The organism is Paraburkholderia sp. Clong3 (assembly GCF_050436485.1).
GTDB lineage: Bacteria > Pseudomonadota > Gammaproteobacteria > Burkholderiales > Burkholderiaceae > Paraburkholderia > Paraburkholderia tuberum.
In genome coordinates this window covers 3,587,525-3,607,062 of the sequence record NZ_JBNDMH010000002.1, presented here as the reverse complement: position 1 = coordinate 3,607,062, position 19,538 = coordinate 3,587,525, and the positions used below count along the sequence as shown (strand labels likewise).

General features: G+C 64.5%; 16 protein-coding genes and 1 pseudogene. 2 read left to right on the top strand and 15 right to left on the bottom strand.

The genetic code is table 11. The features are described from left to right. Positions 1-48: 48 nt before the first annotated feature. Positions 49-252 (top strand): DNA gyrase inhibitor YacG, encoded by a 204-nt coding sequence (gene yacG / locus OKW30_RS20795; protein WP_090801947.1) that lies wholly within the window; start codon positions 49-51, stop codon positions 250-252. A gap of 87 nt (positions 253-339) precedes the next feature. Here the strand turns inward: yacG and OKW30_RS20790 are convergent, their stop codons facing one another. The 4 genes from OKW30_RS20790 to secA form a co-directional block, all read right to left on the bottom strand. Further along, positions 340-786 carry an NUDIX domain-containing protein gene (locus OKW30_RS20790; RefSeq protein ID WP_184066897.1) on the bottom strand — a complete coding sequence of 149 codons (447 nt, stop codon included), beginning with the start codon at positions 784-786 and terminating at the stop codon, positions 340-342. Beyond that, positions 783-1,652, bottom strand: a complete 870-nt coding sequence (locus OKW30_RS20785; RefSeq protein ID WP_090801949.1) for an ATP-binding protein — start codon at positions 1,650-1,652, stop codon at positions 783-785. The genes OKW30_RS20790 and OKW30_RS20785 overlap by 4 nt, the downstream gene beginning before the upstream one ends. 37 nt (positions 1,653-1,689) lie before the next feature. Next, the gene (argJ, locus tag OKW30_RS20780) at positions 1,690-2,931 is read right to left on the bottom strand and encodes a bifunctional glutamate N-acetyltransferase/amino-acid acetyltransferase ArgJ (RefSeq protein ID WP_429347473.1); all 1,242 of its coding nucleotides are present in this window, start codon (positions 2,929-2,931) and stop codon (positions 1,690-1,692) included. 153 nt (positions 2,932-3,084) lie between these two features. Further along, positions 3,085-5,901, bottom strand: coding sequence for a preprotein translocase subunit SecA (secA, locus tag OKW30_RS20775; protein WP_429347472.1), 2,817 nt, complete (start codon positions 5,899-5,901; stop codon positions 3,085-3,087). A 285-nt stretch (positions 5,902-6,186) separates the two neighbouring features. Here secA and OKW30_RS20770 point away from each other — a divergent pair, with 285 nt between their 5' ends. Beyond that, positions 6,187-6,669 carry a DciA family protein gene (locus OKW30_RS20770; protein ID WP_090801953.1) on the top strand — a complete coding sequence of 161 codons (483 nt, stop codon included), beginning with the start codon at positions 6,187-6,189 and terminating at the stop codon, positions 6,667-6,669. A gap of 64 nt (positions 6,670-6,733) precedes the next feature. Here OKW30_RS20770 and lpxC read toward each other — a convergent pair whose 3' ends face one another. From lpxC to mraY, 11 genes and pseudogenes are all read right to left on the bottom strand, one after another. Then, positions 6,734-7,651: a UDP-3-O-acyl-N-acetylglucosamine deacetylase gene (gene lpxC / locus OKW30_RS20765; protein ID WP_090801955.1), complete on the bottom strand. Its 918-nt coding sequence runs from the start codon at positions 7,649-7,651 to the stop codon at positions 6,734-6,736. Between the two features lie 286 nt (positions 7,652-7,937). Further along, a complete protein-coding gene (locus OKW30_RS20760) occupies positions 7,938-8,441 on the bottom strand; it encodes a peroxiredoxin (protein WP_429347471.1) in 504 nt (167 codons plus the stop codon). 281 nt (positions 8,442-8,722) lie between these two features. After that, positions 8,723-9,925: a cell division protein FtsZ gene (gene ftsZ / locus OKW30_RS20755; RefSeq protein WP_184006597.1), complete on the bottom strand. Its 1,203-nt coding sequence runs from the start codon at positions 9,923-9,925 to the stop codon at positions 8,723-8,725. Between the two features lie 116 nt (positions 9,926-10,041). Continuing rightward, a complete protein-coding gene (ftsA, locus tag OKW30_RS20750; protein WP_008921172.1) occupies positions 10,042-11,274 on the bottom strand; it encodes a cell division protein FtsA in 1,233 nt (410 codons plus the stop codon). A 27-nt stretch (positions 11,275-11,301) separates the two neighbouring features. Beyond that, on the bottom strand, positions 11,302-12,054 hold the full coding sequence (locus OKW30_RS20745; protein ID WP_184066903.1) for a cell division protein FtsQ/DivIB: 753 nt from the start codon (positions 12,052-12,054) through the stop codon (positions 11,302-11,304). 23 nt (positions 12,055-12,077) lie between these two features. Continuing rightward, positions 12,078-13,019, bottom strand: a complete 942-nt coding sequence (locus OKW30_RS20740; RefSeq protein ID WP_090801962.1) for a D-alanine--D-alanine ligase — start codon at positions 13,017-13,019, stop codon at positions 12,078-12,080. A 1-nt stretch (position 13,020) separates the two neighbouring features. Beyond that, positions 13,021-14,424 carry a UDP-N-acetylmuramate--L-alanine ligase gene (murC, locus tag OKW30_RS20735; protein ID WP_184066906.1) on the bottom strand — a complete coding sequence of 468 codons (1,404 nt, stop codon included), beginning with the start codon at positions 14,422-14,424 and terminating at the stop codon, positions 13,021-13,023. Continuing rightward, positions 14,421-15,546: pseudogene (gene murG, locus OKW30_RS20730) on the bottom strand (undecaprenyldiphospho-muramoylpentapeptide beta-N-acetylglucosaminyltransferase). The gene murC and the pseudogene murG overlap by 4 nt, the downstream one beginning before the upstream one ends. Further along, complete coding sequence (gene ftsW, locus OKW30_RS20725) at positions 15,543-16,808, bottom strand: putative lipid II flippase FtsW (protein ID WP_184066909.1); 1,266 nt, start codon at positions 16,806-16,808, stop codon at positions 15,543-15,545. The pseudogene murG and the gene ftsW overlap by 4 nt, the downstream one beginning before the upstream one ends. Then, on the bottom strand, positions 16,805-18,343 hold the full coding sequence (gene murD / locus OKW30_RS20720) for a UDP-N-acetylmuramoyl-L-alanine--D-glutamate ligase (protein WP_429347470.1): 1,539 nt from the start codon (positions 18,341-18,343) through the stop codon (positions 16,805-16,807). The genes ftsW and murD overlap by 4 nt, the downstream gene beginning before the upstream one ends. Positions 18,344-18,368: 25 nt before the next feature. Continuing rightward, the gene (mraY, locus tag OKW30_RS20715; RefSeq protein WP_184066915.1) at positions 18,369-19,538 is read right to left on the bottom strand and encodes a phospho-N-acetylmuramoyl-pentapeptide-transferase; all 1,170 of its coding nucleotides are present in this window, start codon (positions 19,536-19,538) and stop codon (positions 18,369-18,371) included.

The window sequence follows — 19,538 nt, the reverse complement described above, 5'->3', positions numbered from 1 at the left end:
AGCCCTATATTCGTTACTTGTTCCGTTTGCGATTGACCGTCCGACCGTATGCCTACCGTCGTCAAATGTCCTACCTGCGGTAAAGATGTCCGCTGGACCTCCGAGAGCCGCTTCCGTCCGTTCTGCTCCGAGCGCTGCAAACAGATCGATCTGGGCGCATGGGCCGCCGAAAAATACAGGATTGGCGGCAACGAACAGGAAGGATCTTCGTCCGAAGAGGAAACGCCGCGCGGCGACTACAACCCGCACTGAGCGAGTCAGTAAAAAAGCCACGCGAACCGGCGCTGCCGATACAGCGCCCGCTACCGCGTGGCTTTTTCAGTCCTTGCCTTCAATCAATCACTTCTTCTCAGCCGCGAGCCACTCCAGCACCGGGATCGTGGCCGGCAGCAACGGCGAGACATCCGCAGGCAAGCTCTGCCAGACGAAGGCCTGGCCTTCACGCCCGTGCGGCTCGCCCGACCAGTGCGTCACCTTGCAGAAGAAGAGGCGCACATAGGCGTGCGGATAATCGTGTTCGAGCGTATGCCACAGATGGCTCGCCTCGACCTCGATTCCCAGCTCCTCGTGCAGCTCGCGCGCGAGCGCGGCCTCGACCGATTCGCCCGCTTCGAGCTTGCCGCCCGGAAACTCCCAGTAGCCCTCGTACGGCTTGCCCGTCGGACGCTGCGCGAGCAGATACCGCCCATCCGGCTGCACCAGCACGCCGACCGCGACTTCGGTGACCGGACGGCCAGCGCCGTTGGCGCCGACGCTATTGCCGGCGCTTTTGTTAGCGGCGCTCATGCCGGCGTCTTACGGCCGGACCAGTCGCGCGCGAACTGCCATGCGACCCGTCCCGAGCGCGAGCCACGTTCGAGCGCCCACACGAGCGCATCGCCGCGCGCCGATTCGATCTCGGCGTCGTCGCAACCGAAATGGCGCAGCCAGTGCGCGATGATCGTCAGGTAGTCGTCCTGCTTGAACGGATAGAAGCTGACCCACAGCCCGAAACGCTCGGACAGCGAAATCTTCTCTTCGACCAGTTCACCCGGATGAATCTCGCCGTCCGAAGTGTGCTTGTACGTCTCGTTGTCGCTCATGTACTCGGGCAGCAGATGGCGGCGGTTCGACGTCGCATAGATCAGTACGTTGTCGGACTGCGCGGCCACCGAGCCGTCGAGCGCGACCTTCAGCGCCTTGTAGCCCGACTCGCCTTCTTCGAACGACAGGTCGTCGCAGAACACGACGAAGCGCTCCGGCCGCTTCGCGATCAGATCGACGATGTCGCCGAGGTCGTGCAGATCGTCCTTGTCCACTTCGATCAGGCGCAGGCCGTCTTTCGCATACGCGTTCAGGCACGCCTTGATCAGCGACGACTTGCCGGTACCGCGCGCGCCCGTCAGCAGCACGTTGTTGGCCGGCTGACCGCGCACGAACTGGCGCGTGTTCTGTTCGATCAACCCCTTCTGGCGATCGATGTTCTGCAGGTCGTCGAGCGTGATCGGCGAAATGGCATGCACCGGCTGCAAGTAGCCGCGACCCTGGCGCTTGCGCCAGCGGAAAGCGACCGCGGCCGACCAGTCGATGTCCGGCGCGGCGGGCGGAAGCATCGCTTCCAGGCGGCCGAGCACGGCTTCGGCCCGGTTCAGAAACTGTTCGAGTTTGTCCATGGTGAGTAGGCGGCCCGTGGCCGCGCTTTGAAGCTGATTACGAGCGGTAGTCGGCGTTGATGCTCACGTAGTCGTGCGACAGATCGCAGGTCCAGATCGTGGCTTGCGCATTACCGCGGCCGAGCACGACGCGAATGCCGATCTCGCTTTTTTTCATCACGCGCTGGCCGTCTTCTTCGCGGTAGGCCGGGTTGCGGCCGCCGGCAGTCGCGACCAGCACGTCGTCCAGATACAGATCGATCTTGCCGACGTCGAGATCGTCAACGCCGGCATAGCCGATGGCCGCAAGAATACGGCCGAGGTTCGGGTCCGATGCATAGAAGGCCGTCTTGACGAGCGGCGAGTGGCCGATCGCGTAGGCGATCTGGCGGCATTCGCCGACGCTCGAGCCGCCTTCGACATGCACGGTCATGAATTTGGTCGCGCCCTCGCCGTCGCGCACGATCAGTTGCGCGAGGTTCTGCGCGACCTCGGTCACCGCGTCGCGCAGCGCTCCATAAGCGGGCGAATCGGTGGACGTGATCGCGGGCAGGCTCGATTTGCCCGACGCGATCAGGATGAACGAATCGTTGGTCGACGTATCGCCATCGATCGTGATGCAGTTGAACGAGCGATCCGCGACGTGCTTCACGAGCTCGTCGAGGACCGGCTGCGCGACGGCTGCGTCGAACGCGAGGAAGCCGAGCATGGTCGCCATGTTCGGCTTGATCATGCCGGCGCCCTTGCTAATGCCGGTCAGCGTGACGGTATGACCGCCGATCGTGACCTGGCGCGAGCTCGCCTTCGGCAGCGTGTCGGTCGTCATGATCGACTGCGCCGCGTCGTACCAGTTCGCTTCCTTGCGGTTCGCGAGCGCGGCCGGCAAGCCCGCCTTCAGACGATCGACCGGCAGCGGTTCGAGAATCACACCCGTCGAGAACGGCAGCACCTGTTCGGGCGCGATGTCGGCGAGACGCGCGAGTTCCGCGCAGGTTTCGCGCGTCGCCGCGAGGCCCGGCTCACCCGTGCCCGCGTTCGCGTTGCCGGTGTTGATCACCAGCGCGCGAATCGGCTTGCCGCCCGCGCGCACGCGCTGCAGGTTCTCGCGGCAGACCGTGACGGGCGCCGCGCAGAAGCGGTTCTGCGTGAACACGCCGCCTACCGTCGCGCCTTCGTCGACGGAAATGACGAGCACGTCCTTGCGGTTCGGTTTGCGGATATTCGCTTCCGCCCAGCCTAGCGTGACGCCGGCGACGGGGTGGAGTTGAGCGGGATCGATCGAGGGAAAGTTGACAGCCATGGTCGCGACCTGTCGAAGAAAATGCCGGCGGACGCCGGCATCGGGGAAACGGAACTGATGACCCGGGTGTGTTGCCGGGTCACCCGCGAAATCAAAACGGCCAAACGGCGCTTAAAAACGACACGGCGCGCCCGGAAGCGCGCCGCATCGCCATCAGGCGATCTTGCCGTGGCACTGCTTGTACTTCTTGCCGCTGCCGCACGGGCACGGGTCGTTGCGGCCGACCTTCGGCACGTTGTCGGCATTCATGTGCACGGCCGCCTGCGGCGCTGCGCCGTGGCCGTGGCTCATCGCGTCGCCGATCATCGCGGCGGTGGCCGCTTCGGCCGCGACCGGCGCGGCGGCGCCGGCTTCCGCGAACTCGGCATGACGGAACTCGACGTTCTCCAGATGACCGCCCTGCTCTTCCATCTGCTCCGCGGCCGCTTCGAGCTGCTCCGGCGACTGGATCTGCACGTTCATCACGATGCGCGTGACTTCGAGCTTCACGGCGTCGAGCATCGCGGCGAACAGTTCGAACGCCTCGCGCTTGTATTCCTGCTTCGGGTTCTTCTGCGCATAGCCGCGCAGATGGATGCCCTGACGCAGATGATCGAGCGCGGCCAGATGCTCGCGCCACGCGCGGTCGAGCGTCTGCAGCATGATCGAGCGCTCGAACGCGCTGAACGATTCGCGGCCGACCAACTGGACCTTCGCCTCGTACCCTTCGTCCGCGGCGGCCTCGACCGCTTCGAGAATCTCTTCCGCGCTGATCGAGTTCGACTCGTTGATCATTTCCTGAATCGCGAGGTCGAGCTGCCATTCGTTGCGCAGCACTTCCTCGAGCTCGGGCACGTCCCACTGCTCTTCGATGCTGCCCACCGGCACGAACTGATGCACGATGTCGCCGACCACGCCGTGACGCATCGCGCTGATGGTCTCGGTGATGTCGTTCGCTTCGAGCAGTTCGTTGCGCTGCTGGTAGATCACCTTGCGCTGGTCGTTCGATACGTCGTCGTATTCGAGCAATTGCTTACGAATATCGAAGTTGCGCGCCTCGACCTTGCGTTGCGCCGATTCAATCGAGCGCGACACGATGCCCGCTTCGATCGCCTCGCCTTCCGGCATCTTCAGGCGGTCCATGATCGCGCGCACGCGGTCGCCCGCGAAAATGCGCAGCAGCGGATCTTCCAGCGACAGATAGAAGCGCGACGAACCCGGGTCGCCCTGACGACCCGCACGGCCGCGCAGCTGGTTGTCGATCCGGCGCGACTCGTGACGCTCGGTGCCGATGATGTGCAGACCACCCGCGGCCTTCACCTGATCGTGCAGCGTCTGCCATTCGTCGTGCAGCTTCTGGATGCGGCGCCGCTTTTCGTCGGCGGCGAGCGTTTCGTCCTGCTCGATGAACGACGCCTGCTTCTCCGCGTTGCCGCCGAGCACGATGTCCGTACCACGGCCGGCCATGTTGGTCGCGATCGTGATGCGCTGCGGACGGCCCGCTTCGGCGACGATCTCCGCTTCGCGCGCGTGCTGTTTCGCGTTCAGCACTTCGTGCGGCAAGCTGACCTGCTTCAGCAGATGCGACAGCAGCTCCGAGTTCTCGATCGACGTCGTGCCAACCAGCACCGGCTGACCTCGTTCGAAGCACTCGCGAATGTCGCGGATCACCGCGTCGTAGCGTTCCTTCGCGGTCTTGTAGATCTGATCCTGCTTGTCGATCCGCTTCGGCGGACGGTTGGTCGGGATCACGACCGTTTCGAGACCGTAGATCTCGTTGAATTCGTACGCTTCGGTGTCGGCCGTGCCGGTCATGCCGGCCAGCTTCGCGTACATGCGGAAGTAGTTCTGGAACGTGATCGATGCGAGCGTCTGGTTCTCGCTCTGGATCTTCACGTGTTCCTTCGCCTCGACCGCCTGGTGCAGACCGTCAGACCAACGGCGGCCGGCCATCAGACGGCCGGTAAATTCGTCGACGATGATCACTTCGCCGTTCTGCACGACGTAGTGCTGATCCTTGAAGAACAGCGTGTGCGCGCGCAACGCCGCGTACACGTGGTGCATCAGCGTGATGTTCTGCGGCGCGTACAGGCTTTCGCCGTCGCCGATCAGGCCCCACTCGGAGAGCAGGCGCTCGGCCTTTTCGTGGCCCGACTCGGTCAGGAAGACCTGACGGCCTTTTTCGTCCAGCGTGTAGTCGCCCGGCTTCTCGACGCCGGTGCCGTCCGCCTTCTCTTCGCCGATCTGGCGCTCGAGCAGCGGCGGCAGCGCGTTCATGCGCACGTAGAGTTCGGTGTGATCTTCGGCCTGGCCGGAGATGATCAGCGGCGTACGCGCTTCGTCGATCAGGATCGAGTCCACCTCGTCGACGACCGCGAAGTTCAGGCTACGCTGCACGCGCGCGTCGGTCTCGTAGACCATGTTGTCGCGCAGGTAGTCGAAGCCGAATTCGTTGTTGGTGCCGTAGGTGATGTCGGCGGCGTAGGCTTGCTGCTTCGCCGTGTGCTCCATTTGCGACAGGTTGATACCGACCGACAGACCGAGGAAGTTGTAGAGACGCGCCATCCATTCGGCGTCGCGCTGCGCGAGGTAGTCGTTGACCGTGACCACGTGGACGCCGCGGCCCGACAGCGCGTTCAGGTAGACCGGCAGCGTCGCGACGAGCGTCTTGCCCTCGCCGGTGCGCATTTCGCTGATCTTGCCGTAGTGCAGCGCCATACCGCCGATCAGCTGCACGTCGAAGTGGCGCATCTTCAGCACCCGCTTGCTGGCCTCGCGGCAGACCGCGAACGCTTCCGGCAGGATCTTGTCGAGCGATTCGCCGCTCGCGACGCGCTGGCGGAATTCACCCGTTTTGGCGCGCAGTTGGTCATCCGTCAATTGCTCGATCTGCGGCTCGAGCGCATTGATCGCCGCGACGGTCCTTTGATATTGCTTGACTAGCCGCTGATTACGGCTGCCAAAAATCTTCTGTAGAAAACCGGTGGTCATCGGATCGGTGTCTGCGTCGCGGCTTCGGCTGGCTCGCGGTATGCACTATGCGCATACCGCGCCTGGGTCGGAAAATCCTCGGCGGCTTAGTCCAAGAGTGAATTCGAATCGGGCATTTTAGCACGCGCCTCCGGCCGCGCTCGTGTCGCAGGCGTGACGGCGCCGGCCTCCGCCAGCCCCGCCCGGCAACCTCCGGCGCGGCGCGGACCGACTTCGCAAGCTGCCCGCGCGGTACAATCGCGGCGTGAGCGCGCATGGGGCGAGCTCACGTCGTCAATCCCAAACATGAGCCGTTTTTCGTCCTTTTCAAGGCCGCCGAAGCAGTTCGATCGGCGCCGTCCGCAACCGCTTGCCGAGGTACTCGGCCGCACGGACGCGTTCGCTGCGCTGCGCGCAGGCGTCGAGCAGATCGCCGCGCTCGAGAAGGATCTGCGCGAGCTGCTGCCCGATTATCTGGCGACGAGCGTCGAGCCTGGCTTCATCAAGGAGGGTGTGCTGGCCCTGTTCGCCGCGCACAACGCGCTCGCGGCGCGTCTGCGGCATCTGGAGCCGCGGCTGCTGGCGGATTTGCAGCAGCGCGGCTGGCCCGTGCAGGCGCTGAAGATTCGCGTGCGGCCGCAGCCGCTGAAAGAGCCGCCGCCCGTAAAACAGGCGCGCATGACGCCGGCCGGCGCCGCCGCGCTGCAGGCGTTGAGCGAATCGCTCGAGCCTTCGCCGTTGCAGGAGGCGCTCGCGCGCATGGCCGCGCGGCATCGGCGCAATCGCTGAACGCTCGACGAAAAAAAACAGCCCCGAGGGGCCGTTTTTCATTTGCTTGCCTGTTACGCTGGCTTTATGCGAACGCAGTCTGCGTCTCGTACGCGAAGCCGCGCGGGGCCTTCTGCGTGTCGTCGAAAGTGACGATTTCGTACGAGTCTTCGTGCGCGAGCAGCTCACGCAGCAACGCGTTGTTCAGACCGTGGCCCGACTTGTACGCGGTGTACGACGCGAGCAGCGGGTGGCCGACCACGTACAGGTCGCCGATGGCGTCGAGCATTTTGTGCTTGACGAACTCGTCGTCGTAACGCAAGCCGTCGTTGTTCAGGATGCGATATTCGTCGAGCACGATCGCGTTGTCCATGCTGCCGCCGCGCGCGAGGCCGAGCTCACGCATCATTTCCACTTCATGCGCGAAGCCGAACGTGCGGGCACGTGCGATTTCGCGCACGTACGACGTGTTGGCGAAATCCACTTCCAACGCCTGACCGGTTTTGTCCACGGCCGGGTGACGGAAGTCGATCGTGAATTTGAGCTTGAAACCGAAGTACGGATCGAGGCGCGCGAACTTGTCGCCGTCACGGATTTCGACCGGCTTCGTGACCTTGATGAATTTCTTCGGCGCGTTCTGCTCTTCGATACCCGCCGACTGGATCAGGAACACGAACGAACCCGCGCTGCCGTCCATGATCGGGATTTCCTCGGCGGTGACGTCGACGTAAAGATTGTCGATGCCAAGACCGGCGCAGGCGGACATCAGATGCTCGATGGTCGACACGCGCGCGCCGTCTTTCTGCAACACGGAAGCCAGACGCGTATCGCCAATCGCCAGCGCGGACGCGGGAATGTCCACCGGCGTGGGCAAATCCACGCGCGAAAACACGATGCCAGTGCCCGGCGCCGCCGGGCGGAGCGTCAGATTGACTTTACGGCCGGAGTGCAGCCCGATGCCGACAGTCTTGACGATCGATTTAATTGTGCGCTGCTTCAACATGGTGGCATTCTGTTCGATTGAAAATCCTAATCAGGATTTTTTATTCCATAGAGCGAATTATACTCCAATCCCCAGACCAGCGTCTTTGCGGGGAACGTGACAATCTGTTTCGCTGCATTACCCACTGAGCTCAGCGAGGGAAAGCGTGACGGGCCGATGCCCCGGAACGGAGGCGTTTCCGGTCATCGGCCCGCGTAACGGCCTGTCACAAAAGCGTCGTAATCACCGTTGCCGTAACGCCACGCGGCATAAGCGCAGGGTCGCGACGAAGGTGCGACGTCAGCAACTAGCTCAACGTGGCGAGAATACTCGCTGCATCGCTGACTTCGAATTTGCCGGAAGCCTCGACGTTCAGCGTCTTGACCACGCCGTCGTCGATCACCATCGCGTAGCGCAGGGAACGGATCCCCATGCCGCGCGCCGCCAGATCCTGCTCCAGACCAAGCGCCCGTGTGAAAGCCGCACTACCGTCCGCCATCATGCGCACCTTGCCCGAGGTGTGCTGATCGCGTCCCCACGCGCCCATGACGAACGCGTCGTTGACGGACACGCACCAGATTTCGTCGATGCCGGCAGCGCGCAACTGCTCGGCATGCTCGACATAGCCCGGTACATGTTTGGCCGAACAGGTCGGCGTGAACGCGCCGGGCAATCCGAAGATCACCACGCGCTTGCCCGCCGTCTGCTCGTGCACGTCGAAACTGTTCGGTCCGATCGTGCAGCCCGCCCGGTCGTCTTCGACGTACTCGAAGAGCGTCGCGTCGGGCAGCTTTTCACCTTCCTTGATCATGCTCAGTCCTTTGCATCGATGCGAAGCACGCTCGCACGTCCTCGTGTCGCAGTGAATTTCGGTTCGGCCCATTCAGCTTTCGGCCCATTCAGCTATAAGCCAACGCCGTTCGGCGGCAGCCACTTCGTCCGCTTCGCGAATCCGCAGAGGGCAGTTGCCCCTGCCGCGAATCAGACGATAAGCGACCTGCTTGCCGTTCACCCGCCACGCTCGTGCATTCGTCCGCCAGCGCTGCATCTGCGACCTTACTCGCAACGCGGCAACGAAGCCTGCCCGTGCGCTCAGTCCGCCTGCTTGCGCAGGAATGCCGGAATGTCGTACGTATCGACGCCCTTTTCCTGCAGCGCCTGCACGTGCGAGGCCGCCGTGTCGCGCGAGGTGCGCCACACTGCCGGCGTATCGAGCGCGCCGTAGTCGGCCGTGCTGGCGTGGCCTGCCGCCGGTGCGTACGCCGCATGCGCCATCGCGCCGATCGGCTGGTTGTCGGTGCCGGTGCGCAGCAGCGTCATCGGTGCAGATTGCTGCTTCTTCGCCGCGCGGCCGAGGCCCGTCGCAACGACCGTCACGCGCAGCGCGTCGCCCATCGCGTCGTCGTACACGGCGCCGAAGATCACCGTGGCATCTTCCGCGGCATAGCTCTTGATCGTGTTCATCACTTCGCGCGTTTCCGACAGACGCAGCGAGCGGCTCGACGTGATGTTGACCAGCACGCCACGCGCGCCCGACAGATCGACGCCTTCCAGCAGCGGGCTCGCGACGGCCTGTTCGGCCGCAAGACGCGCGCGATCGACGCCGGCAACCGTCGCCGTGCCCATCATCGCCTTGCCCTGCTCGCCCATCACGGTCTTCACGTCTTCGAAGTCGACGTTGACGAGACCGTCGACGTTGATGATTTCCGCAATGCCCGCGACCGCGTTGTTCAGAACGTCGTCAGCGCACTGGAAGCACTTGTCCATCTCGGCGTCGTCGCCCATCACCTCGAACAGCTTGTCGTTTAGCACGACGATCAGCGAGTCGACGTGATCCTCCAGTTGCTGCGAACCGGCTTCCGCCACGCGCATACGCTTGCCGCCTTCGAATTCGAACGGCTTGCTGACGACGCCAACGGTCAAAATACCCATTTCCTTCGCGATCTGCGCGACGACCGGTGCCGCGCCCGTGCCGGTACCGCCACCCATGCCGGCGGTGATGAACACCATGTGCGCGCCGCGCAGTGCGTCGGCGATACGCTCGCGTGCTTCTTCAGCAGCGGCGCGGCCCATTTCCGGCTTGGCGCCCGCGCCCAGACCCGTGTTGCCGAGCTGGATCACCGCGGTGGCACGCGAACGCGACAGCGCCTGCGCGTCCGTGTTCATCACGATGAAGTCGACGCCTTGCACGCCTTTGTTGATCATGTGCTGAACGGCATTGCCGCCAGCGCCACCGACTCCGACGACCTTGATGATCGTGCCGCTCGTTTCGGTTTCCAGCATCTGGAATTCCATGTTGCCTCCGTCAAGATAAAAAGTTACCGCCACTCGGCGTTATCCGGCAGGAGATCGGGCAACCCCCTGTCGCGCGCCGGCCGCCGGCACCAGCGCGAATTTCTCGAAACCCGTAGTCAGAAGTTGCCGAGGAACCAGTCCTTCATGCGCGAGAACACCTGTCCCATCGACCCCGACTGCACCGCAACCTTGCGCCCGCGCATACGCTGCGAGCGTCCTTCGACGAGCAGACCCATCGCCGTCGAATAGCGCGGATTGCGCACGACGTCGGCGAGACCGCCCGCATACTCCGGCACGCCGATGCGCACCGGTTTCAGGAAAATGTCCTCACCGAGCTCGACCATGCCGATCATCATCGACGCGCCGCCCGTCAGCACGACGCCCGAGCTCAGCAGTTCCTCATAACCCGACTCGCGCACCACTTGCTGCACGAGCGAAAACAGTTCTTCGACGCGCGGCTCGATCACGGCCGCCAATGCCTGGCGCGACAGCGTGCGCGGCCCGCGCTCGCCGAGACCCGGCACTTCGATCATCTCGTCCGGATCGGCGAGCGCCTGCTTGGCGATGCCGTAGTCGACCTTGATGTCCTCGGCATCCGGCGTCGGCGTTCGCAGCGCCATCGCGATGTCGCTCGTGATCTGGTCGCCGGCGATCGGAATCACGGCCGTGTGGCGAATCGCGCCTTCGCTGAAGATCGCGATGTCCGTCGTGCCGCCGCCGATATCGACCAGCACCACGCCCAGTTCCTTTTCGTCTTCCGTCAGCACCGCAAGCGACGACGCGAGCGGCTGCAGAATCAGGTCGTTCACTTCGAGGCCGCAGCGACGCACGCACTTGACGATGTTCTGTGCCGCGCTCACGGCACCGGTCACGATATGCACCTTCACTTCGAGGCGGATGCCGCTCATGCCGATCGGCTCGCGCACGTCTTCCTGACCGTCGATGATGAATTCCTGCGTGAGGATATGCAGCACCTGCTGGTCGGTCGGAATGTTGATCGCCTTCGCGGTTTCGATTACGCGCGCGACATCGGCCTGCGTGACTTCCTTCTCCTTGATCGCGACCATGCCGCTCGAATTGAAGCTGCGGATATGGCTGCCGGCGATCCCGGTGAACACGTTCGTGATCTTGCAGTCGGCCATCAGCTCGGCTTCCTCGAGCGCGCGCTGAATCGACTGCACGGTGGCTTCGATATTCACCACCACGCCCTTCTTGAGCCCCTTCGATTCGCTCTGGCCGAGACCGATCACCTCGTAGTGACCCTCGCCCTTCAACTCGGCGACGATGGCCACTACCTTCGACGTTCCGATGTCGAGGGCGACCAGCAGATCTTTATAGTCTTTACTCATAGCGTGCTCAGTGCGTGTGATGTCCGTTTACTTCTTGCCCTTGTCGGGTTCGCTGATGAAGCGCATGCCAGTGGCACGAATCGCGAAACCGTTCGGATAGCGCAAGTCCGCATTCTCGATATCCTTTCCCCAACGTTGCGTCACCGCGCTCCATGCCGCGGTCAGGCGCTTGCTGCGATCGGCCAGCGTGTCCTGATTGCGTTCGCGGCCCAACTCCACCTGCGTGCCGTTCGACAGCTTCACCGTCCACGCGTAGCGCGGCGACAGCGTCACTTCCTCGGGCGTCTCGTGGATCGCCGCGAACCACTTCTGGAAGTCGTGATAACGCGCGACGACTTCCTTCGCCGTACCGTCCGGGCCGTCGAACGCCGGCAGGTCTCCGTCGAGCTCGCCCTGGTTCGCGGTGAACAGTTCGCCGTCGACGCTCACCAGCTGATCGCTGCCCCACGTCCCAAGCGGCTTGTACTCCTCGAGCGTGACAGCCAGTGCATTCGGCCACACGCGCCGTACGCTCGCGTGACGCACCCACGGCATCTGCTCGAACGCCTGCCGTGCGGCGTCGAGATCGACCGTGAAGTAGTTGCCCTTCAGTCGCCCCACCACGCCAGCGCGTACCGTCGGCGAATTGATGTGCTCGGTATCGCCGTCGATCCGGATCTCGCGCAGCGCGAAATTCGGGCGCTGGATCAGCCAGTAAGCGCCCGCCGCCAGCAGCACGAGCACCAGCAACGCGTGCAACGCGTTGGTGGTGAGATTGAGCTGGCGAACGTTGTTCCACATGGTGTCGCTTGCGGTTGCCTTGGTTAATCCTGCAGCGTCAGCGCCAACACGCCGACCACCAGTTCCTGATAGCTGATGCCGACCGCGCGCGCCGCTTTCGGCGGCAGCGAGTGATCGGTCATGCCGGGCGCCGTGTTCACTTCGAGGAAGTACGGCTTGCCTTCGCCGTCGAGCATGAAGTCCGCGCGGCCCCAGTCGGTGCAGCCGAGCACATCGAACGCGCGGCGCGCGAGCACCTTCAGGCGCGCTTCCTCTTCGGCGCCGAGACCGCACGGAATCAGATACTGCGTGTCGTTGGCGACGTACTTCGCGTGGTAGTCGTAGAACTCGCCGGCCGGCACGATGCGGATCACCGGCAGGTCCAGATTGCCGGCGATGCACGCGGTGTACTCGCCGCCGCCTTCGATGCTCTTCTCGACCACGACGATACGGTCGTGCTTCACGGCTTCGATCAACGCGGCCGGCAGCGCGTCCGCGCTCTTCACCTTGATCACGGCGACACTCGAACCTTCGCTCGCCGGCTTCACGAACAGCGGCAGACCGAGCTTCGCGACGATCTCCTTGGCGCGCGCTTCGTAGTCGTCACCGCGCAGCACCGCTTCGAACGGCGGAGTCGGAATGCCGAGCTGCTGCCACACGAGCTTGGTGCGGAACTTGTCGAGACCGAGCGCCGAGCCGAGCACGCCGCTACCGGTGTAACGGATGCCATAGAAATCCAGCGCGCCCTGGATCTGGCCGTTCTCGCCGTAGCCGCCATGCAGCGCGTTGAACGCGCGCACGAAGCCTTCATCCTTCAACGCGGACAGCGGACGCTCGGCCGGATCGAACGGATGCGCGTCGACGCCCGCGTCACGCAGGCCTTGCAACACCAGGCGCCCGGAATTGAGCGACACCTCGCGCTCGGCGGAATTACCGCCGAGCAGCACTGCCACCTTGCCGAATTGTTTAGGGTCGATACTGCTCATCTCACACCTTCTGTTCCTGAGCGAGTCGAACCGGCACACCGCCGATCGAACCCGCGCCCATCGTAATCACCACGTCGCCGTCGCGCACCACCGTGGACAGCGCGTCCGGCACTTCATCCACCGTATCGACAAACACCGGCTCGACCTTGCCCGCGACGCGCAGCGCGCGCGCCAATGCGCGGCCGTCGGCGGCGACGATCGGCGCTTCGCCGGCCGCATAGACTTCGGTCAGCACGAGCGCGTCGACGGTCGACAGCACTTTCACGAAATCCTCGAAGCAATCACGCGTGCGCGTGAAGCGGTGCGGCTGGAACGCCAGCACCAGACGCCGGCCCGGAAATGCGCCGCGCGCCGCCGCCAACGTGGCGGCCATTTCGACCGGGTGGTGACCGTAGTCGTCCACCAGCGTGTAGGAGCCCGCGGCCTGGCCGTCGCTGAGAACCGGCACTTCGCCATAGCGTTGGAAGCGTCGGCCGACGCCGTTGAAATCCGCGAGCGCTCGCTGGATATCGGCATCTTTCACTTCAAGTTCAGTCGCAATTGCAATTGCGGCCAACGCGTTCTGCACGTTGTGCTCGCCCGGCAGGTTCAACGTCACGTCGAGCGGCGCCGCGTCTTCGCGCATCACGGTGAAATGCATGCGGCCTTCGCGAGCTTCGACGTTGACCGCGCGCACCTGCGCATCGGCCGCGAAACCGTAGCGGATGATCGGCTTCGACACGAACGGCAGGATCTCCTTCACGTTCGGATCGTCGACGCACAGCACCGCGATGCCGTAGAACGGCAAACGGTGCGTGAATTCGATGAAGGCCTGCTTCAGACGCGCGAAGTCGTGACCATAGGTGTCCATATGATCGGCATCAATGTTCGTGATGACCTCGATCACCGGGAACAGGTTAAGGAACGACGCGTCCGATTCGTCCGCCTCGGCGACGATGAAGTCGCCGGTGCCGAGGCGCGCATTCGCGCCCGCGCTGATCAGCCGGCCGCCGATCACGAAGGTCGGATCGAGCCCGCCCGCGGCGAGCACGCTCGCGACCAGCGACGTGGTCGTGGTCTTGCCGTGCGTGCCGGCAATCGCGATGCCCTGCTTCAGACGCATCAACTCCGCGAGCATCACCGCGCGCGGCACGATCGGAATGCGGCGATGACGCGCGGCCAGTACTTCCGGGTTGTCGCTGCGCACCGCGGTCGATACCACCACCGCGTTCGCGCCTTCGATGTTCTCCGCCGCGTGCCCGATCGAAATGCGCGCGCCGAGCCCGGCGAGGCGCTCGGTGACCGCGTTGCCCGACAGGTCCGAGCCGCTCACCTGATAGCCGAGATTGACGAGCACTTCGGCGATGCCGCTCATGCCCACGCCGCCGATGCCGACGAAATGAATGTGTTTGACGATGTGTTTCATTGCTTTCCTTCTGGGCTCACGCCCGCCATCGAACCCGCAGCCGCCACCGTCGCGCAGATCTGCGCGACCTGTTCGGTGGCATCCGGTTTCGCGAGCGAGCGCGAACGCTCCGCCATTTCCGCGAGACTTTCCCGCGTCTGGCTGCGCAACCAGTCGGCGAGCTTTTCCGCCGACAGATCGCGTTGTTGCACGACCAGCGCCGCGCCGTTGTCGGCGAGGAACGCTGCATTAGTGGTCTGGTGATCGTCGACCGCGTACGGGAACGGCACGAACAGCGCCGCGACGCCGACCGCCGAGATCTCCGACACGGTCATCGCGCCCGAGCGGCAGATCACCAGATCGGCTGCTTCGTAGGCGCTCGTCATGTCGTCGATGAACGGCACGAGCGAGACATCCGCACCAGCCTGCAAACCAGCCGCCGCGTAGTTCTCGCGCAGAGCGTCGATATGCTTCGCGCCCGCCTGATGCACGATGCGCGGTCTCTCGTTGGAGCCAAGCAGCGCGAGCGCGCGCGGCACGACTTCGTTCAACGCCGCGGCGCCGAGACTGCCGCCCACGACGAGCATGTTCAGCGGACCATTACGCTGCGCGTAGCGTGCTTTGGGTGGATTCGCCCGCGCAAGTTCCTCGCGAATCGGATTACCGGTCCATTCGCTGTGCGGCAGCGCATTCGGAAATGCGACCAGCACGCGCTTCGCGAGCTTCGCGAGCACCTTGTTCGCGAGACCCGCGATCGAATTCTGTTCGTGCAGCACGAGCGGCCGGCCCGCTCAGCGCGGTCATCAGACCGGCCGGGAACGTGATGTAGCCGCCCATGCCGAGCACGACGTCGGGCTTCACGCGACGCAGCACGCTCAAACTCTGCGTGCACGCGCGCAGCAGATTCACCGGCAGCATCAGCTTGGTCTTCAGGCCCTTGCCGCGCACGCCGCCGAAGCGCAGGTACTCCATTGGAATGCCGTGCTTCGGTACCAGCGTCGCTTCCATGCCCGCGGGGTTGCCGAGCCACACGACTTTCCAGCCCCACGCCTGCATCAGATGTGCGACCGCGAGCCCCGGGAACACATGTCCCCCGGTGCCGCCGGCCATCACCATCACCGTGCGTTGTGGCAGAGCCGTCATACCTTGCCCCCGCGCATCAACACCCGGTTCTCATAGTCGACCCGCATCAGCACCGCGATCGCCACGCAGTTCAACAAAATGCCCGAGCCGCCGTAACTGACGAGCGGCAACGTCAGGCCCTTGGTCGGCAGTAGGCCGAGGTTCACGCCCATGTTGATGAAGGTCTGCGCGCCGAACCATATGCCGACGCCCTTCGCGACCAGACCCGCGAACGTGCGATCGAGCGCGAGCGCCTGGCGGCCGATCTCGAACGAACGGCGCACGATCCAGTAGAACATCAGGATCACGACGAGCACGCCGACGAAACCCAGCTCCTCGCCGATCACCGCGAGAATGAAGTCGGTATGCGCTTCCGGCAGATAGTTGAGCTTCTCGACGCTGCCGCCGAGCCCGACGCCGAACCACTCGCCGCGCCCGAACGCGATCAGCGAGTGCGTCAGCTGATACGCCTTGCCCTGCGCGTAGCGATCGTCCCACGGATCGAGGTAGGCGAAGATCCGCTCACGACGCCACGGCGACGCCCACACCAGCAACGTGAACGTGCCCACCGCGGTCGCGACGAGGCCGCCGAACAGCTTGCCGTTCACACCGCCGAGGAACAGCACGCCCATCGCGATCGCCGCGATCACCATGAACGCGCCCATGTCCGGCTCGAGCAGCAGCAGCATGCCGACGAGACCGACCGCGACGGCCATCGGCAGAAAGCCCTTGGCGAAGCTGTGCATGTATTCCTGCTTGCGCACCGTGTAGTTCGCCGCGTAGATCGTCACCGCGAGCTTCATGATTTCCGACGGCTGCATGTTCGTGATGCCGAGCGGAATCCAGCGGCGCGCGCCGTTCACGCCCTTGCCGACGTGCGGGATCAGCACGATCACGAGCGCGACGAGCGAGATCAGGAAGAGCTTCGGTGCGTACTTGTCCCACGTCGAAATCGGAATGCGGAACGACGCGACGCCGACCGCCGCGCCCATCAGCACGAAGATGATCTGGCGCACGAGGAACGCCCAATCGCGATACGACGCGTACTTCGGCGAATCGGGCATCGCGATCGACGCCGAGTACACCATCACGACGCCGAGCCCGAGCAGCGCGACGACGACCCACAGCAGCGAGTGGTCGTAGTCGAGCATGCGCGAGCGCAGCGGCCGCACGCCGTTGACCGCGCTCGCGAGACCGCTGCCGCCCGTGCGGGTGGACGTGCGCGCCGCGGCGCCGTTGCCGCCGGAGGGTTCGCGCGAGCCGAAACGTTCCGACCAGCTCATATCATCGTCCCCCGTTCGGCCGCGATATCTTCGACCGTGCTGCGGAATACCGCCGCGCGGTGTGCGTAACCCTTGAACATGTCGAAGCTCGCGCACGCGGGCGACAGCAGCACCGCGTCGCCGGGCTGCGCGAGCGCGGTGGCCGCGCGCGTCGCGTCTTCAAGAGTCGCGTGATCGGTCATCGCGACGCCGCAATGTTCGAGCGCCACGCGAATCTGCGGCGCATCGCGGCCGATCAGCATCACCGCGCGGCACCAGCGCATCACCGGTGCGGCGAGCGGCTCGAACTCCTGACCCTTGCCGTCGCCGCCGGCGATCAGCACGACGCGCTGCGCGAGACCGTCGAGCGCGGCGACCGTCGCGCCGACGTTGGTGCCCTTGCTGTCGTCCACATAGTCGATGCCGTCGATCGACGCGATCAGTTCCACGCGATGCGGCTCGCCGCGATATTCGCGCAGGCCGTGCAAAAGCGGCGCGCCGGGCAGGCCGATCGCGCGTGCGAGCGCGTACGCGGCCAACGCGTTGGCGGCGTTGTGCAGGCCACGGATGCGCAGTGCGTCGGCGGGCATCAGACGCTTCAACGCGATGTCGGGCGTTGCGGCTGCTTCGTTCTTGCGACGGCGCTTCGGCGTCGGCGCCCCGAAGGAAGTCCCCTTGGGGGACTCGTCGCTCGCGTCGCGATCTTGCGCTTCGACGAGCCACACCATGCCGTTGTCGCGCAGGAGGCCATAGTCACCGTCGTTCTTCGGCTCGGTCACGCCGAACGTGACGACCTCCGCGTCGCCGCTGGCGGGCGCGAGCGCGATTACGCGTGCGTCGTCGCGGTTCAGCACGCGCACCGTCCGTGTACCGAAGATGCGGCCCTTCGCGGCTGCGTACGCATCGAGTCCGCCGTGCCAGTCCAGATGATCCTGCGTGATGTTGAGCACGGCGGCCGCGTCCGGCGTAAACGTATGCGAGGTCTCCAGCTGGAAGCTCGACAGTTCGAGCACCCACACGTCGGGCAGCGCGGTCTGGTCGATCGCTTCGGAGAGTTTGTCGAGCAGCGACGGGCTGATGTTGCCCGCCACCGCGACCTTCTTGCCCGCGCGTTCGCACAGCAGGCCGGCGAGACTCGTCGTCGTGGTCTTGCCGTTCGTGCCGGTGATCGCGATCACCTTCGGCGCGTAGCCGGACTCGCCGAGCGTGCGCAGCGCCTGCGAGAACAGTTCGAGTTCGCCCCACACCGGGATGCCCTGCTCGCGCGCCGCCGTGATCAGCGGCAGCAGATCGGCGGCCAGCGGCGACAGTCCCGGGCTGATCGCGACCAGCTCGACGCCTTCGAGCAGCACCGGCGAAAACGGACCGCCGACGAAATCGGCATCGACGCCATGCGCTTCGAGCGCGGACAGATTCGGCGGCACTTCGCGCGTATCGGCCACGCGCAGCCGACAGCCGTGCCTGGCGCACCAGCGCGCCATCGCGAGACCGGATTCACCCAGTCCCAGCACGAGCACCATCGGCTTTTGCCGATCCCGAAACTTCTCGCCGAACATCGCCTGCTTCCTTAAATACTGCTGCTTAACGCAATTTGAGCGTGGACAAACCGAACAGGCACAACATCAACGTGATGATCCAGAAACGCACGACCACCTGCGTTTCCTTCCAGCCCGACAATTCGAAATGGTGATGCAGCGGTGCCATCTTGAAGAACCGCCGCCCTTCGCCGTAACGGCGCTTCGTATATTTGAACCACGTGACCTGCAGCATCACCGACAGCGTTTCCGCGACGAAAATGCCGCCCATGATGAACAGCACGATTTCCTGACGCACGATCACCGCGACCGTGCCGAGCGCACCGCCGAGCGCGAGCGCGCCGACGTCGCCCATGAACATCTGCGCCGGGTGCGTGTTGAACCAAAGAAACGCAAGACCCGCGCCGCCCATCGCCGAACAGAAGATCAGCAATTCGCCCGCGCCGGGGATGTGTGGGAACAGCAGGTATTTCGAGTAGACCGAGCTGCCCATCACGTACGCGAACACGCCGAGCGACGCGCCGACCAGCACGACCGGCATGATCACGAGGCCGTCGAGGCCGTCGGTCAGATTCACCGCGTTGCTCGCGCCGACGATCACCAGATACGTGAGCACGATGAAGCCCCACACGCCGAGCGGATAGGTCATCGACTTGAAGAACGGCAGCAGCAGGTCGGCGCGCGCGGGCAAGCCCATCGACAGACCGCTGCGCACCCACGCCATGAACAGGTCGAACACGCGCACGTTGCTCGCCTCGGACACGCTGAACGCGAGATAAACCGCCGCGAACAGGCCGATCACCGATTGCCAGAAATACTTCTCGCGCGATGACATGCCGCGCGGGTCCTTGTAGACGACCTTGCGGTAATCGTCGACCCAGCCGATCACGCCGAAGCCGAACGTGACGAGCATCACGATCCAGATGAAGCGGTTGGTCAGATCGGCCCACAGCAGCGTGGCCACGGCAATGCCGAGCAGGATCAGCACGCCGCCCATCGTCGGCGTGCCCGATTTGACGAGGTGAGTTTGGGGGCCGTCCTTGCGAACGGCCTGGCCGACCTTCATCGCGGTCAGCTTGCGAATGACCGCCGGGCCGCAGACGAGCCCGATCAACAACGCGGTGATGGTCGCCATCACCGCGCGAAACGTCAGATAACTGAACACGCGCAAGAAGCTTGCGTCATTCTGCAGCCATTGCGCCAGCGCCAGTAGCAT

What these genes read in the sequence shown, in the direction of transcription:
- yacG (WP_090801947.1), top strand. Translation starts at nt 49, where the DNA reads ATGCCTACCGTCGTCAAATGTCCTACCTGCGGTAAAGATGTCCGCTGG.
- OKW30_RS20790 (WP_184066897.1), bottom strand. Translation starts at nt 786, where the DNA reads ATGAGCGCCGCTAACAAAAGCGCCGGCAATAGCGTCGGCGCCAACGGC.
- OKW30_RS20785 (WP_090801949.1), bottom strand. Translation starts at nt 1,652, where the DNA reads ATGGACAAACTCGAACAGTTTCTGAACCGGGCCGAAGCCGTGCTCGGC.
- argJ (WP_429347473.1), bottom strand. Translation starts at nt 2,931, where the DNA reads ATGGCTGTCAACTTTCCCTCGATCGATCCCGCTCAACTCCACCCCGTC.
- secA (WP_429347472.1), bottom strand. Translation starts at nt 5,901, where the DNA reads ATGACCACCGGTTTTCTACAGAAGATTTTTGGCAGCCGTAATCAGCGG.
- OKW30_RS20770 (WP_090801953.1), top strand. Translation starts at nt 6,187, where the DNA reads ATGAGCCGTTTTTCGTCCTTTTCAAGGCCGCCGAAGCAGTTCGATCGG.
- lpxC (WP_090801955.1), bottom strand. Translation starts at nt 7,651, where the DNA reads ATGTTGAAGCAGCGCACAATTAAATCGATCGTCAAGACTGTCGGCATC.
- OKW30_RS20760 (WP_429347471.1), bottom strand. Translation starts at nt 8,441, where the DNA reads ATGATCAAGGAAGGTGAAAAGCTGCCCGACGCGACGCTCTTCGAGTAC.
- ftsZ (WP_184006597.1), bottom strand. Translation starts at nt 9,925, where the DNA reads ATGGAATTCCAGATGCTGGAAACCGAAACGAGCGGCACGATCATCAAG.
- ftsA (WP_008921172.1), bottom strand. Translation starts at nt 11,274, where the DNA reads ATGAGTAAAGACTATAAAGATCTGCTGGTCGCCCTCGACATCGGAACG.
- OKW30_RS20745 (WP_184066903.1), bottom strand. Translation starts at nt 12,054, where the DNA reads ATGTGGAACAACGTTCGCCAGCTCAATCTCACCACCAACGCGTTGCAC.
- OKW30_RS20740 (WP_090801962.1), bottom strand. Translation starts at nt 13,019, where the DNA reads ATGAGCAGTATCGACCCTAAACAATTCGGCAAGGTGGCAGTGCTGCTC.
- murC (WP_184066906.1), bottom strand. Translation starts at nt 14,424, where the DNA reads ATGAAACACATCGTCAAACACATTCATTTCGTCGGCATCGGCGGCGTG.
- ftsW (WP_184066909.1), bottom strand. Translation starts at nt 16,808, where the DNA reads ATGAGCTGGTCGGAACGTTTCGGCTCGCGCGAACCCTCCGGCGGCAAC.
- murD (WP_429347470.1), bottom strand. Translation starts at nt 18,343, where the DNA reads ATGTTCGGCGAGAAGTTTCGGGATCGGCAAAAGCCGATGGTGCTCGTG.
- mraY (WP_184066915.1), bottom strand. Translation starts at nt 19,538, where the DNA reads ATGCTACTGGCGCTGGCGCAATGGCTGCAGAATGACGCAAGCTTCTTG.